Here is a 15,460-nt window from a genome sequence, read left to right on the forward strand (position 1 = left end):
AGGGCCACGTCAAGCCATCGAACGGCGAACGCGGCCCTATGTTAAGTTGCCGTTGACATATACCCGGTCAAAGCAGGAACGGCAGACGACGGATGCCCGACTGCAGGATTGCTACGGTAACGGATTCGCAGTTTTTTCTCGATATATTACCGAACATTGGGATCTCGTCCTCAAAACCCGCATCCGACCGCTCGCCACCCGGCTTTTCGCACTGCATCGGGCGGTTTTCGGGTGGTTTTCTCGCCTTCGGAGAGGATTTCGGAGCCCTGATCGCCCGATACGGTAAAATATCGATAATTTTCTCCGATTTTATTACCGTATGCCAATGAACAGGTCGCCCTTCGGCCCTCCGACAACTCCCCGAAAACACCCCTCCATGCCGAACCGCCGCTAACATTGCGACAGGGCCTCTCTGGCGCAGATCAGAGCACAGCCAAGGATCCCCTCGACACGTCTCACCCTTCCAGCATGTCCAGCAGCTCTTGGCGGCGGTGGATGTCGAGCTTCGTGTAGATGTGCTTCGCGTGCGTGCGCACGGTGTTCTCGCTGATGACCAGGCGCTCGGCGATCGATGCCATGCTGTTGCCGCGCGCGATGAGCTCCATGACCTCGGTCTCGCGCGTCGACAGCCCGTGTGCCTCCTGCAGCATGAGGCACTGCTTCGACGTGCGGTCCCGGATGACGCCGGCGTCCTCGGAAGCCGAGGGGCGGTTGCGGCGGCGTTTGGCTGCGGGCTTGGCCGCCTTCTGCTGCCGCGGCTCCTCCGACACGCCGGCCGCCAAAAACTCGATGGGGTCGGCCGTCACCGTGCCCTTCGCCACGAGCGGCTTGAACAGCGTGCCGGTGGCTGCGAGCAGCGTGAGGCCCAGCACGTAGCTCGACACCATGGCCACGACGAACAGCCACTCCCGGCCGTCCACCGACACGAAATCGCTCACCCACCCCAGCAGGAACCCCGCGCTCTGCATGATGTAGGCCACGCCCCCGAAGAACCCGTAGATGAACACGGGGTTGATGCCGCGGTCGCGCGAAATCTGCGCGCACTGCATCATCATCAGCATCTGCACGAGCGAGAACGCCATGTACGTGAGCGCAGCGAACAGGTTGAGGTAGGTCGCGCCCAAAAACGGCAGCAGCAAGAACCCCGTGATGATGAGCGGGTACACCACGCGGAACACCGAGGTCAGCCCGAAGCGGAAGCTCATGCGGTACCACAGCACCAGCAGCACGCCCGCCGATACGAGCGAGCCCAGCATGGACGCGCTGTTCACCACCGCCCCGATCTCCTCGTGCAGAAGCGCGATGCCGCGGATGACGCCGCTGGCGAACGCGAGCGATCCCACGCACAGCGCGCTGCGCCAGTAATCGGCCACCACCTGCCGGTACACGCGCGGGTGCTGCCGCGGAACGTCCTCGAACATGGGCTGGTCCACCTGCATCTCGCGCACCGACAGCGCGATGCACAGGCCGCACAAGGGCACGAACACGAGCGGGATGAGAAACGCCGTCAGCGCGATGGGCACGAGGTACAGCGCGAAGTAGATGAGCGGCGCGATGGCCGTGCCCACGATGAGCCGCAGGTTGCCCTCGGTCGCCGAAAGCGACGCGAAATAGCGCTGCCACAGCATGAACATGCCCGCGCACCCGATGCCCAGCAGCACGCCGCCGCCGGCCACGAGCGCGAGCGTCGCCGGCCCCACGTACATAGCGGCGATGAGGCAGGCCGAGCCGGCGAACACGAGGAAAGCGCTCAGCGACACGAGCATCACGCGTGCCCCGCGCGGGAAGTAGTACGACCCGAACGTACTCGCCACGAACGCCCCGCCGAACGCGAGCGCCTGCGCCAGGAAGAACGTGAGGGTGATCTCGGCGGTCTGGAACTCCAGCGGCAAAAACGGGAAGACGCCGCCCCAAATGGACGTGGCGTTCACCGTGAGGAAGCATGCGTAGCCCCAACTGGACACGTGCATGCGCGGCATCGTTCGCGCCATGGCCCTGCAACCCCCTCCCCGTCTCATGATGCTTTAGCATGGTAGCATAGGCGAAGCTGCCGTCGGGAGGAAACCGAGCCACCTCGTGATGATATGATTATCCCCACCTGGGGTTTTGTTCTTAAATCACATGACGGGTGTGATTCGCGGATCGGTTGTTTCGGGTACGTTTGAAAAGGCGAGAGGAACAATCGGATTTAGAGGAGGGAACCATGACCATGAACGAATCGAGCGTATCGCGCCGCACGTTCGTCAAGGGATCGCTGGCGGGCCTGGCGTTTGCCGGCGCTGCCGGATCGACCGCGCTCTACGGCTGCGCGCCGAAGGCCGAAGAGGATGCCGGCGGCGAGGGCGCCGCAACCCCGGCCGACCAGATCGCATGGAGCCAGTGCAACGTCAACTGCGGCGGCAACTGCATCTTCCAGTGGCACTCCCAAGACGGCAAGATCGTCTACATGGAGACCGACAACACCGGAGACGCCGACCTGCAAGCACGCGCTTGCCTGCGCGGCCGCTCCATGCGCCGCTGGATCAACAGCCCCGACCGCCTGACGAAGCCCATGAAGCGCGTCGGCAAGCGCGGCGAGGGCACGTTCGAGGAGATTTCCTGGGACGAAGCCATCGACACCATCGCCAGCGAGCTCAAGCGCGTCATCGACACCTACGGCAACGAGGCCGTGTACGTGAACTACGCCACCGGCATGTACTCGTGCACGGGCAAGCAGCCGGGCCTGCGCCTGCTCAGCCTTCTCGGTGGCTACGTCAACCAGGCGTACGACTACTCCACGCACATGCTGCAGGCCATCATGCCGTTCATGTACGGCAGCGACAAGGAGAAGGGCAGCGTCTTCAGCCCGTACGACGCCGTGAACGCGTCCTCGTTCTCCGAGGCCGAGCGCGCGTCCGACCTCGTCGTGATGTTCGGCAACAGCCCGGCGGAAACCCGCATGGGCGGCGCGAACGCGGTGTGGGACTTCGCGAAGGTGCGCGAGGCAGTCGTCGGGCGCGGCGGCAAGATCGTCAACATCGACTACCGCCTGAACGAGAGCGCCTCGGGCCATCCGGACGAATGGCTGCCCATCCGCACCGGAACCGACGCCGCGCTGTGCTCCGCCATCGCGCATGAATGGATCGCGAACGACCTGGTGGACAAGGAGTTCCTGGACGCGTACTGCGTCGGCTACGACGAGGACACCATGCCCGAGTCCGCCAAGGGGCAGAACAAGTCCTACAAGGACTACATCATGGGCACCGGCTACGACATGGTGGAGAAGACTCCCGAGTGGGCCGCTCCCATCACGCAGATCTCGGCCGACAAGATCCGCGAGCTGGCCGCCGACATCGCCGCCGCCGAGGCGCCCTTCATCGTGCAGGGCTGGGGCCCGCAGCGCCACACGAACGGCGAGGACGCCACGCGCGCCATCTGCATGCTGCCCATCCTCATCGGCAAGATCGGCCTGCCCGGCACGAACACCGGCCAGCGCGAGGCCGAGCCGCCCACCTACCTGGTCGGCAGCCTGCCGTTCAAGAACCCCGTGACCACGGCCATCCCCGTGTACCAGTGGGTGAACGCCGTCGACCACGGCAAGGACATGACGGCCACCAACGCCGGCATCATCGGCGCCGACAAGCTGAAGAGCGATATCAAGTTCATCTGGAACTACGCCGGCAACTGCCTGACGAACCAGCACGGCGACATCAACTACACGCACGACGTTCTGGCCGACGAGAGCAAGTGCGAGTTCATCCTGGTGTGGGATACGGTGATGACCGACTCCGCCAAGTACGCCGACATCCTGCTGCCCGACGCCATGCGCTCCGAGCAGCTGAACATGCAGACCCAGGGCTACTCCGAGTACTACACGGCCGTCGTTGTGGGCGGGCCCGCACAGGATGCGCCGGGCGAGTGCCGCACGAGCTACGACGTGTGCGCCGACATAGCCGACAAGTTCGGCATGAAGGACGCCTTCACCGAGGGCAAGACGCAGGAAGACTGGATCAAGGAGCTCTACGAAGCTGGCGCGGAAGCCGACGGCAACATGCCCAGCTGGGACGAGATCAAGGAGCAGGGCGTGTACAAGCGTGCGCTCAAGCCTTGCATCGGCCTCGAAGCGTTCCGCGCCGATCCCGCGAAGAACCCGCTGGGCACCCCGTCCGGCAAGATCGAGATCTACTCCGAGCAGCTTGCCGAGATCGCCTCGACCTGGGAGCTTGAAGAGGGCGACGTGATCAACCCCATCCCCGTGTTCACCCCCGGGTTCCAAGGCTACGGCGCCGTCACCGAGGAGTATCCCCTGTACTGCGCCGGCTTCCACCACAAGAGCCGCACCCACTCCTCATTCGGCTTCATCCCCGAGCTCGAGCAGGTGGCGCGCCAGCAGCTGTGGATCAACCCCGCAGACGCCGAACCGCGCGGCATCGCCAACGGCGACACGGTGGCCGTGAAGAGCCCGGCCGGCGAGATCCGCATCGAGGCCAAGGTGACGCCCCGCATCATTCCGGGCACCATCGGCATTCCGCAGGGTGCGTGGCACAAGGCCGACATGAGCGGCGATCGCGTGGACGAGGGCGCGTGCGTCAACACGCTGACCACGTACCGGCCGACGCCGTACGCCAAGGGCAACGGCCCGGCGCACTCCATCATCGCTCAAGTGACCAAGGCGTAAAGGGGGAAAGACGACATGACTCAGTACGGATTCTATTTCGACAGCACGCGCTGCACGGGTTGCCGCACCTGCGAGATGGCGTGCAAGGATTACAAGGACCTGTCCGCCACCATCGCGTTCCGCAAGGTGTACGACTACGAAGGCGGCGCCTGGACCGACGCGGGCGACGGGGCCTACACGTCCGACGCGTTCGCCTACCACGTGTCGCTGGGCTGCCAGCATTGCGCCATGCCGGCGTGCATGGCCAAGTGCCCCCAGGGCGCCATCGAGAAGGACACCGAGATGGGCCTCGTGGCCATCAACCAGGAGAAGTGCACGGGCGCGGGCGTATGCGTGGAAACGTGCCCCTACAACGTGCCCGTCGTCGACAAGGAGCTGGGCAAGGGCGTGAAGTGCGACGGCTGCGCCGAGCGCGTGGCCGAGGGCAAGAACCCCATCTGCGTGGACGCGTGCCCGCTGCGCGCGCTTGAGTTCGGCGACATCGAGGAGCTGCGCTCGAAGCACGCGGGGACGGTCGCCGGCATCGCGCCGATGCCGTCGCCTGACGAGACGACGCCCTCCATCGCCATCCTTCCCTGCCCCGCAGCGAAGGATCCTGGCGACACCACCGGCGCCATCGCCAACGAAAAGGAAGTGACGGGCGTAGCGTAGCCCACTCCGCTCTGCTCCTCCCCGGCCCCCCTTCGGCGCGCAATGCCGGAGGGGGGCCGCCCATGGTAAAATCGTTCACCTTGCATCGTTCTCGACCGAAAGCGGCACCATGCCACGGGGATTCTTCTACGACAATACGCGTTGCACCGGGTGCAGAACCTGCGTCTTGGCATGCAAAGACTACCACGATCATGGTTCCGACATGGCCTTTCGCATGGTCATCGATTACGAAGGCGGCTCGTGGCGCCGGGATGCCGAAGGTTCGCTTTCCCAAGATGCTTTCGCGTACCACGTGTCCGTCTCGTGCAACCATTGCAACAATCCCGTCTGCACCCGCGTGTGCCCCACCGGCGCCATGCACAAAGACGAGCTGGGGCTGGTGTGGCCCGACGCCACCAAATGCATCGGTTGCGGCTACTGCACCATGGCCTGCCCCTACCATGCGCCGCACATAGACGCGCACCTGAAGCGCAGCAGCAAGTGCGACGGCTGCCGCGATCGCGTGGCCGAAGGCAAGCAGCCCATCTGCGTGGACGCGTGCCCGCTACGCGCGCTCGAGTTCGGGCTCGTGTCGGAGCTGACCAGCCGCCATCCCGACACGGTGCGCTCCATCCTGCCCCTGCCCGACGAGGCTGCGACGCAACCGAACCTCCTCATCCTGCCGTCGCCTGCGGCGGCGTGCGCCGAAGAGCGGGGCGGAAGCATCGTCAACCGGACGGAGATCCACCTATGACCAGTGGGTTCGACGCCTTCTCGCTCGCGTTGTTCACCTCGCTCGCGCCGGCGGGCGTCGTGGCGTTCCTGGCGCTTGCGCTCGTGCGGCTCTGGTCGCACGACCACGCAGCGTCGGTGCGCATCGACCGCATGATCGCCCTTCCGTTCAGCGTGGTGCTCGTGGGGTTCATCGCGTCGGCCACCCATCTCGGCACGCCGGCGAACGCGCTGCACGTGTTCTCGGGCGTCGGCCGGTCGCCGCTGTCCAACGAGGTGCTGAGCGCCGTGGCGTTCCTGTTCCTAGTGGGTTCGTACTGGATGATGGCGTTCAAGGAGCGCTTCCCCGACGCCGTGGCGAAACCGTGGCTGGCGCTCGCCTGCCTGGCGGGCATCGCACTCATCGCGTGCACATCGATGGCGTACGGCGTGAACACGGTTCCCACCTGGGACACGCCCTACACGCCGGCGAATCTCGTGCTGGCCGCGGTGCTGGCCGGGCCGGTGCTGGGGCTGCTGTTCCTGGAGCTGGCGCAAGCGCGGCCGCGTGCCTTCGAATGCGCGCTCGTAGTGCTGGCCGCCATCGCCCTCGTGGCGGGGACCGTCGTGCTCGCGCTGCACCAGGATAGCCTCAGCAGCATTGCGAACAACGAATTCTCAGCCAACACGCTGACGCCGCAGTATCCCACCGCCATCGTGGCGCACCTCGCCATGGGCGCCATCGCCCTCGCGCTGGCCGGCCTGTCGCTCAAGCGCGTCCAATCGCGTCGCACGACGCTCGCCCTGCGCGCGGCCGCAAGCGCCCTCGTGCTGCTCGCCGTCTTCGTCACCCGCATCGTGTTCTACCACCTGCACATGACCGTAGGGTTCTGAGCGAGAGGCTCAACATGTCCCAAAGGGGGACAGTCCCCATTTGGGACACCCATGTGGGACATGCGCGACTGGGCAAGTTGCTAGTCAACCCGTGCCCAAAAAGGCGACTTTTCTCTATCCTCTTTTAAGAATAGCCGCAGAATCGGCTCTTCTACCAGGCACTACGCGAACCGCGACTTGCCGCCCCGGTGATTCGCGCCCAAAATCTAGAGAATACTCGCCATTTTGTCCATGATGCTCCCAGTCATATTCAAAAGGGCATCAAAAGGGACTGTCCCTTTTGATGCCAAAATGTCCCACATGGGGACCGTCCCCCTTTGGGACATCCCTTTGGGACATTAGTGCCCGCCGCCGGCCATCATCTTGACGGCATGCGGGAGGGCCTTCACGACGCCGTCCCAGTTCTCGCGGGCGGCTTTCTCGCTGCCGGGGAGGTTGATCACCAGGTGCCGGCCGCGCTGCATGCACAGCGCGCGGGACAGCATGGCGTACGGCGTGATGGCCAGCGAGTGGGCGCGCATGGCCTCGGCGATGCCGGGCACGTTGCGATCGCACGCGTCCATCGTGGCCTCGGGCGTCACGTCGCGCAGCGAGAGTCCGCTGCCGCCGCAGGTCAGCACAACGTCCACGTCCTGCTCGTCGCAGGCGCGCACGATGGCCGACGCGATGAACGGCCGCTCGTCGGGCACCACCACGTGGCTTTCGCACGTCCAACCGTTCTCGGCGATGAGCTCCTCGAGCGCCGCGCCCGCCGTGTCCTCCTTCATGCCGCGCGTATCGGAGCACGTGATGATGGCGAAGGTGATAGGGTTCTCGGACATGAAAAGCTCCTTCTACAGACTGACTTCCTCGTTCACGTCGAGCAGGACGCACTGAACGAGCGAACCGGCGGTGCGTGAATCCGACCCCTCCGGCAGGATGGCCATGCAGTTGCTGCGCTGGATGACGCCGAACAGGCCGGAGCTCTGGTTCTTCGCCGGAGCCACCACGTAGTCGCCCTCGTCGTTCTTGTACAGCGTGCCGCGCAGGAAGATGCGGCGCGGGTCCTTCTTCTTCACGTCGCGCGACAGCTTCGCCATCACGGACGGGCGCTCGAAGTGCGCGTATCCCTGCATCTTGCGCAGCGCGGGGCGAATGATCATCTCGAAGCCCACGTAGGCCGCCGCCGGATTGCCGGGTAGGCCGAACACGGGCGTGCCGCGCACGACGCCGAAGGTTTGGGCCTTGCCGGGACGCATGTTCACCGTGGTCATCAGCAGATCGCCCAACTCAGACACCACGGGCTTGATGAAGTCGAAATCGCCGTTCGACGCACCGCCGCTCGTCACCACGAAGTCGTACGCATCCACCGCCGCCGACACGGCCGCCGCAAGCGCTTCCTTCGTGTCCTCCACGATGGGCAGGATGGTGGGCACCGCGCCGGCGGCTTGCGCGCACGCGGCCAGCGCGTAGCTGTTCGAGTTGCGGATCTTGCCCGGCGTAGGCACCTCGGTGGGATCCACCAGCTCGGAGCCGATGGAGATGACGGCCACGCGCGGGCGGCGGTGCGTCGGCACCTCCACGATGCCGCAGCCCGCGAGGAACCCGACGCCGGCCGAGCCGATGACCTCGCCCTGCTCCACCACCGTCTCGCCCGCCTTGGCCTCTTCGCCCGCCTCTCGCACGTTGGAACGCGCGGCAGTGGGCGCGGTGAACGCCACGCGGCTGCCGGGCTTGCCGTCGCCGGTCACCACGTCGACGATCTCGTACTTCACCACGGAGTCCGCGTCGTCGGGCATCGGCGCGCCGGTCATGATGCGCACGCATTGGCCCGTCTCGATGGGACCGTCGTACACGTCGCCGGCCGCGATCTCGGCGATGACGTCCAACTCCACAGGCGCCTCAGGCGTTGCCTCGGCCAGCTCGGCCGCGCGCACCGCGAACCCGTCCATCGCCGAGTGGGCGAACGGCGAGATGTCGATGTCGCTTTTCAAATCGGCGGCAGCCACGCGACCGACCGCGTCCAGCACGGGCGCGGTTTCCACCGGCAGGGGAGCCACGTGCGACAATACGAGCGCGCGGGCTTCTTCAAGAGAGATCATTTCTGGCATGGTTGCACATCCCTTTCCTTCGTCGGCCCATTATAGCGCTTGCAGTATAGTGTCGCGCTGGAAGTTTGGCCGCTTCGGCAACCGCACGGGCACCGCGGCGAACGCGCGTTTCACCCAATCGTCACGATCTGCCGATGGCCGCGCCCACGCCCCTCGGCGATAATGGAAGCGAGCAGCCGAACCCAAGCGCAAGGAGACTTCCATGACCGCAGAAGAAACGCCCCTCTACCACCGTGTGAACGCACACCCCACCGCCCGCATCGCGCCCTCGGCCGGCATCGTGGGCGACGTGACCATCGGCCGCGACGCCAGCGTGTTCGCCGGCGTGCAGATCCGCGGCGACGACGCGCCCGTCGTCGTCGGCGACGAGTCCAACCTGCAGGAGAACGTCGTCGTCCATGTGGACTTCGACGTGCCCGCCATCGTCGGCCCGCACTGCACCGTCGGGCACGGCGCTATCTTGCACGGCTGCGAGCTGGGCGAGAACGTGCTGGTAGGCATGGGCGCCATCGTGATGAACCGTGCGAAGATCGGCGCGAACAGCCTGATCGCCGCCGGCGCCCTCGTGTCGGAGGGCAAGGAGTTCCCGCCGGGCAGCCTCATCATGGGCATGCCGGCCCGCGTGAAGCGCGCGCTGTCCGACGAGGAGATCGCGTCCATGTGCACCTTCCCGGCCGACGATTACGTGCGCCAAAGCGGCGAGATGCTGGCACAAGGCGTGCTCGAGCACCCCTCCCCCGACATGGACATGCACCGCGGCGCGTAGCATAGTCGCCCCCCCATGAAAAAGGGGCTGCCCGCGTTCATGCAGCGGGCAGCCCTTTCCGTTTCGCAGAACCCGAGGGCCGTCAAGCCCTCGCAACCGCTAGCGGTTGATGTTGTAGAACGCGTTCATGCCGGCGTACTGGGCGGCGGTGTCCAGCTCTTCCTCGATGCGGAGCAGCTGGTTGTACTTCGCAACGCGGTCGGAGCGGCACGGCGCGCCCGTCTTGATCTGGCCCGTGTTCACGGCCACGGCCAAGTCGGCGATCGTGGTGTCCTCGGTCTCGCCGGAGCGGTGGCTCATGACGCAAGCGTAGCCGGCCTGCTTCGCCATCTCAATGGCCTCGAGCGTCTCGGTGAGGCTGCCGATCTGGTTCACCTTGATGAGGATGGCATTCGCGCAACCCATCTCGATGCCCTTGGCAAGGCGCTTGGAGTTCGTGACGAACAGGTCGTCGCCCACGAGCTGCACGCGGTCGCCGATGCGGTCGGTGAGCGCCTTCCAACCGTCCCAGTCCTCCTCGGCCATGCCGTCTTCCAGGGAGATGATCGGGTACTTCTCCACGAGCGCTTCCCAGTAGTCCACCATCTGGGCGCTCGTCAGCTCGCGACCCTCGCCCGCCAGCACGTACATGCCCGTCTCGGCGTTGTAGAACTCGGTGGAAGCCGGGTCCATGGCGAACATGATGTCCACGCCGGGCTTGTAGCCGGCCGCCTCGCACGCCTTCGTGACGTACTCGAGCGGCTCCTCGTTCGTCTTGAAGTTGGGGGCGAAGCCGCCCTCGTCGCCCACGCCGCCGCCGAGGCCCGCGTCGTGCAGCACCTTCTTCAGCGTGTGGTAGATCTCGGCGCACCAGCGCAGCGCCTCGGCGAACGAGCTGGCGCCCACCGGCATGATCATGAACTCCTGGAAGTCCACGTTGTTGTCGGCATGCACGCCGCCGTTGAGGATGTTCATCATGGGCGTGGGCAGCAGATGCGCGTTCACGCCGCCGATGTACTTGTACAGCGGCAGCTCGGCCGACTCGGCAGCAGCCTTGGCGCATGCCAGCGACGCGCCCAGAATGGCGTTCGCACCCAGCGCGCCCTTGTTGTCGGTGCCGTCCACCTGCAGCATGATGTCGTCGATGAAGCGCTGGTCGTCGGCTTCGACGCCGATGAGCGCCTCGGCGATCTCCTCGTTCACGTGGGCGACCGCGTCGAGCGTGCCCTTGCCGAGGTAGCGCCCCTTGTCGCAGTCGCGCAGCTCGACAGCCTCGAACGCGCCCGTCGAAGCGCCCGACGGCACGGCGGCACGGCCGAACGCGCCGTCTTCCAGCACGACTTCCACTTCCACGGTCGGGTTGCCGCGCGAGTCGAGAACCTCGCGACCGAACACATCGATGATGACGCTCATGCATGCCTCCTAGTAGGTTTTTCCGCTTTGCCGCATCGGCACGGCAAAGATGCACTTCGAGGTAATCATAGCACGTCGGAAGCGGAGTCACCGCCCCTTTGACCGTTTCCCCACCATTGTCGACAAGCGGTCGCCGGGACGGCACCGTCCAACGTCCTACCCCAGCGCGACCTCGTCGGCGTCGTCTACGAGATGCTCGCGCTCGGCCACGATGCGGTCGATGAGCTCTTGCTGGGAATGCACGTCCAGCTTACGGTAGATGGCCCGCACGTGGGTCTTCACCGTATCGGGAGACACGGTAAGCTCCTCGCAGATGGCGCTGCGCGACTTGCCCTGCGCCAGCAGCAGCATGACCTCGGTCTCCCGCTGCGTCACCGCGCGCTCCGTGGCCACGAACCGCACGACGCCCGCGAGGTCGCCCGCTTCGAGGCCCCCTTCGCCCGGCAGCACGGTGCCCCAGCCGTACTTCAAGTTGCTGCCGCTCGACAGGAACAGCGCACAGGCGAACAGGAAGCATGCGGCGAAGCTGGCGAGCATCGCCGCATCCTCGAGCGGACGCCCGCCCAGGGCTGCGTGCGTCACCGCCCCGCCCACGAGCACGCCGAAGAACAGCGCCGCGCCCGGGCAGCTGGCGACCCAGGAAGCGGGCAGCCCCATGTTCTTCATGAGGCAGGCGCCCAAGCTCCACAGCACCAGGTCGAGGTAGCAAAATCCGGCGGCCAGCACCGCGATGCCCACCTGGGGCGCGCTCGGCAGCGCCGCCACCAGCAGAAACCCAATTGCCACGAACGAGAACGCCACCTTGTAGATGAACCGGTTGAAATCCAACCGCAAGAACACGAGCGTCGAAAACAGCAGCACCACCGCGACCAGCTGCCCGACGGCCATGCTCGGCGACCCGGACGCGGGCTCGGCGAACAGGAACAGGCTCGTGTACAGCACGCCCGCCGCGACGCCTTGCACCGCCGACGTCGTCACGAACTTCGTGGGAAACGGCAGCGGCACGTCGCGGCCATGGTGGAAGTAGCGCACGCGCGGGAAGCCGCTCACGACGCGCCGCAGCAGCAGCATCGCCGCGAAGGGCAGCACGAGCGCGATGCCGCACAGCGCAAGCGGCGCTCCCGACGCACCATCGTCGCCAGCGAACCCTACCGCCGTCAACGCAAGGGCAGCCAGCGTTCCCAGCATGCCCTGGTACAGCGTTTGCTGCGTGCCGATCCATCCGAACACACGGTCGATCTCCACGCGAAACAGCGCCGCACCGATACCTGACAGCGCGCTCATCAGCGCATACAGAGCCGTGTCCGCAGCGCTCGGCAGCGAGCGGTCGAGCGCCCACACCAGATGGAGCGCCGCTGCCAGCGTCATGATCGAAGCGAGCGCAACCAACCACGACGGGCTGTCCGGCACGCGTCGCGTGCGCCTGAACCAGACGGCGATCACCGTGCTGGCCACGGCCATGGCCACCAGCGGACCCACCCAGGCTGGCACGGCCGCAGCCTCTCCGTCGCCGAGCGGCACCCGCACCGCAGGTCCCAGGCAGCAGGCGATCAGCCAAACCGTGTAGCAAGCGCTCGCCAGCGCGATGCGCCCGCGACCTGCCGCCGATTGGCAGACGCTCGCGACGACGCCGCGCCGCTCGCTCGGCGCGTTGAACAGATTGCGCACGTGTTCGTTCGGCATAACCCTCCCTTTTCTCCCTGCGTTCAGGATACCTCGTCGCGCCTCACCCCTCGGGGTGAAAACGGACGATGCGGCGTTTTCCCTGCGACGGGCGACGAAACGCCCGAGCGCCCCGTGATACGGTGCGGACAGAGCTCGGTGCGGAGGGCACGGGGCAGGCGGCATCTGCGTTTCGTTTCGCGAGCCGCCGTTCGTAGAGGAGGAAGGGATCATCATGACGAAAGAAGCCATCCCCAGCATGGATCGACGCAGCTTCCTGAAGGGAGCCTTCGTCACGGGCGCGGCAGCCACGGCCGCCGTATCCGGAGCGGGCGCGCTCGTCGGGTGCGCGGCTCAGCCGAAAGAAGGCGCAGCCGGCGCGTCCAAGGCCAACGCGAAAGGCGCGGCGAGCACGTACGACTTCGAGACCGCGCCAGAGCCCATCGCCGACGGCGACATCAAGGAAACGGTCGAAGCCGACGTCGTGGTCGTGGGCGCAGGCTTCTCGGGTCTGTGCTGCGCGCTGTCCGCCGCCGAGAACGGCTTGAACGTGGTCATGCTCGAGCGCATGGATCACGTGGTGGGCCGCGGCGGCTCCATCTACGCCACGAACTCGAAGCTGACCAAGGAAAAAGGCTACGAGTGTTCGGTGGAGGAGATCGCCCAGCGCTACAAGCGCATGATGGGCTACCACTCCTACCGCGTAGACGGCCGCAAGTGGATGCTGCACTTCAACCGCTCGGGCGAAGCTATGGACTGGCTCATCGACCGCATGACCACGGCCAGTTCCGTGGGCGGCAGCGACCTCACCCCCGTCATGGAGCACTGGTACGAAGATCCCGAGAACATCAACGGCGAGTTCCCCGGCACGCACGAGTTCCTCGACGGCCCGAACGGCAAGGGCCCCGACGACAATCCGCAGCAGGACGTGTGCGACAACATGGCGGCGTACTGCGCGAAGGAAGGCGTGGACATCCGCTACCAGACCGAGGCGAAGCAGCTCGTCAAGGAAGGCGACAAGGTGGTGGGCGTCGTTGCGAAGGACGACGGTGGCTACGTCCGCTTCAACGCCAAGAAAGGCGTGGTCATGGCTACGGGCGACTTCGGCCAGGACAAGGACATGCTGGAGAAGTTCATCCCTTGGGCAGCCCATCAGACCGACTTCGGCGGCATCTGGGACGGCTCCGGCCACAAGATGGCGTACTGGGCAGGCGCCGCCATGGACAAGAACGAGACGCCCACGCCCATGATCTTCTGCTTCCAGTGGCGATCCATCACCCGCCAAGTACGCGCGTTCCAGGGACTCATGGTGAACTCGGACGGCCGCCGCTACGACAACGAGGACAACGTCATCTCGCACGGCGCGCTGGCGCTCACCCACGAGAAAGGGCACTACGCATACGCCATCTGGGATGACGACTATGCGAACGAACCGCAATGGCAGAACCACCGCTACGTGGACGGCCCGAAGGTGTTCGAGACGCCCGACGACGTGCGCGCTTACTGGCAGACCACCATCGATGGACCCGGAACCATCAACATGAACGGCTCGGGCGACATCGAGGTGAAGATGATCAAGGCCGACACCATCGAGAAGCTCGTCGAGGAGCTGGGCTTGCCGAAAGACGAGACGCTCGCGACCATCGAAGCCTACAACGGCTACTGCGACAAAGGCGTCGACGAGGAGTTCGGCAAGCGCAAAGAGCTGCTACTGCCGGTCAAGAACGGCCCGTTCTACGGTATCAAATGCACGCCCTGGTTCCTCACCACCACCGGCGGCATTCGCTGCAACGACGACATGCAGGTGATGAACGCCGAGAACGAGGTCATCGAGGGCCTGTACTGCCTCGGGTCCACCGTGGGCGACATGTACTGCAACTGCTACTCCACGCACTTCCCGGGCCACAACCTGGGCGGCACGTGCCTCACGTTCGGCTACGTCACCGGCCGCAAGCTGGCAGGCGCCGAATAGCATTCGCCCCTTCCCGTCGCAGCCCGGACGCTCTCCCTCCGCGTCCGGGCTGCGCGTCGTTTCGGCGCGCTAGAACCGGAAGACGGCGCCCCAGTCGAACTGGCCGGACGTTTCGACGTCGTTCGGCCAGGCCGCGCACCAGGCGGGGACACGAGGATGCGCGATACGGTCGATGCTGGGCGTGTAGGGCTTGAGGTCGACCAGCGGCGTACCGTCCTCGGCGTCGAGGTACGGTGTTTCCACGGTGCCCACCTCTACGTCGATCGCGCCCACTTCGACGGTGGTCAGCGACACCGGGTTGGGGCGCATCGGACTGCGCGTGGCGAAGATGCCCACGTCGTAGTCGAGCCCGACGTACGGGCGTCCTGCGTCCACCAGGCCGCGCAGCTCGTCGGCGTCCGCCAGGTGGCTCCACCACAGCACTTCGAGGTGGCCGAACCCGTCCAGCCCGCGCAGTCCGGCGCGGAACGGCTCGTCGATCCTCAACGTGGCGCTGCCGTCTTCGTGCGCCTCGACATGCCCGATCGGGCGAATGACGTACTCCTCCATGGAAAGCTCCTCTCATCGCAGGTAGTTTGCAACGTCAGCGAGAGCGTACGTGGTGCCCGGAATTCGCGGGATGGCAAGGGTGAAGCGTACTTCGGTACGTGAGTCCTTGACATCGCGTGAAGGCTGGGTGCCACGTA

At 65.8% G+C, this 15,460-nt stretch carries 12 protein-coding genes; 6 read left to right on the plus strand and 6 right to left on the minus strand.

Annotation, left to right across the window (positions count from 1 at the left end; genetic code table 11):
* Positions 1-455: 455 nt before the first annotated feature.
* Positions 456-1,991: a helix-turn-helix domain-containing protein gene (locus tag C1A15_RS00230; protein WP_101720714.1), complete on the minus strand. Its 1,536-nt coding sequence runs from the start codon at positions 1,989-1,991 to the stop codon at positions 456-458.
* Between the two features lie 212 nt (positions 1,992-2,203).
* On the opposite strand from C1A15_RS00230, the gene C1A15_RS00235 reads away from it, so the two are divergent.
* The 4 genes from C1A15_RS00235 (at position 2,204) to C1A15_RS00250 (ending at position 6,892) form a co-directional block, all read left to right on the plus strand.
* Complete coding sequence (locus C1A15_RS00235; protein WP_101720715.1) at positions 2,204-4,657, plus strand: DMSO/selenate family reductase complex A subunit; 2,454 nt, start codon at positions 2,204-2,206, stop codon at positions 4,655-4,657.
* A gap of 15 nt (positions 4,658-4,672) precedes the next feature.
* Entirely contained in the window at positions 4,673-5,308 is a 636-nt protein-coding gene (locus tag C1A15_RS00240) for a 4Fe-4S dicluster domain-containing protein (RefSeq protein WP_101720716.1), read from the plus strand.
* Between the two features lie 109 nt (positions 5,309-5,417).
* The gene (locus C1A15_RS00245) at positions 5,418-6,041 is read left to right on the plus strand and encodes a DMSO/selenate family reductase complex B subunit (RefSeq protein ID WP_101720717.1); all 624 of its coding nucleotides are present in this window, start codon (positions 5,418-5,420) and stop codon (positions 6,039-6,041) included.
* On the plus strand, positions 6,038-6,892 hold the full coding sequence (locus C1A15_RS00250) for a dimethyl sulfoxide reductase anchor subunit family protein (RefSeq protein WP_101720718.1): 855 nt from the start codon (positions 6,038-6,040) through the stop codon (positions 6,890-6,892). The genes C1A15_RS00245 and C1A15_RS00250 overlap by 4 nt, the downstream gene beginning before the upstream one ends.
* A gap of 338 nt (positions 6,893-7,230) precedes the next feature.
* Here C1A15_RS00250 and C1A15_RS00255 read toward each other — a convergent pair whose 3' ends face one another.
* Together C1A15_RS00255 and C1A15_RS00260 are read right to left on the minus strand one after the other, a co-directional pair.
* The gene (locus C1A15_RS00255) at positions 7,231-7,713 is read right to left on the minus strand and encodes a MogA/MoaB family molybdenum cofactor biosynthesis protein (RefSeq protein ID WP_101720719.1); all 483 of its coding nucleotides are present in this window, start codon (positions 7,711-7,713) and stop codon (positions 7,231-7,233) included.
* Positions 7,714-7,725: 12 nt separating this feature from the next.
* Positions 7,726-8,982: a molybdopterin molybdotransferase MoeA gene (locus C1A15_RS00260; RefSeq protein ID WP_101720720.1), complete on the minus strand. Its 1,257-nt coding sequence runs from the start codon at positions 8,980-8,982 to the stop codon at positions 7,726-7,728.
* 202 nt (positions 8,983-9,184) lie between these two features.
* On the opposite strand from C1A15_RS00260, the gene C1A15_RS00265 reads away from it, so the two are divergent.
* On the plus strand, positions 9,185-9,748 hold the full coding sequence (locus C1A15_RS00265) for a gamma carbonic anhydrase family protein (protein WP_101720721.1): 564 nt from the start codon (positions 9,185-9,187) through the stop codon (positions 9,746-9,748).
* 99 nt (positions 9,749-9,847) lie between these two features.
* Here the strand turns inward: C1A15_RS00265 and eno are convergent, their stop codons facing one another.
* Together eno and C1A15_RS00275 are read right to left on the minus strand one after the other, a co-directional pair.
* Positions 9,848-11,140, minus strand: a complete 1,293-nt coding sequence (eno, locus tag C1A15_RS00270; RefSeq protein ID WP_101720722.1) for a phosphopyruvate hydratase — start codon at positions 11,138-11,140, stop codon at positions 9,848-9,850.
* A gap of 156 nt (positions 11,141-11,296) precedes the next feature.
* Entirely contained in the window at positions 11,297-12,823 is a 1,527-nt protein-coding gene (locus C1A15_RS00275; RefSeq protein ID WP_180952943.1) for a LuxR C-terminal-related transcriptional regulator, read from the minus strand.
* 214 nt (positions 12,824-13,037) lie between these two features.
* On the opposite strand from C1A15_RS00275, the gene C1A15_RS00280 reads away from it, so the two are divergent.
* Positions 13,038-14,774, plus strand: coding sequence for an FAD-dependent oxidoreductase (locus C1A15_RS00280; RefSeq protein ID WP_101720724.1), 1,737 nt, complete (start codon positions 13,038-13,040; stop codon positions 14,772-14,774).
* Positions 14,775-14,843: 69 nt separating this feature from the next.
* Here C1A15_RS00280 and C1A15_RS00285 read toward each other — a convergent pair whose 3' ends face one another.
* A complete protein-coding gene (locus tag C1A15_RS00285; protein ID WP_101720725.1) occupies positions 14,844-15,323 on the minus strand; it encodes a TrmO family methyltransferase domain-containing protein in 480 nt (159 codons plus the stop codon).
* Between the last annotated feature and the right edge of the window lie 137 nt (positions 15,324-15,460).

Origin of the sequence: Eggerthella timonensis, from assembly GCF_900184265.1 — a bacterium.
GTDB lineage: Bacteria > Actinomycetota > Coriobacteriia > Coriobacteriales > Eggerthellaceae > Eggerthella > Eggerthella timonensis.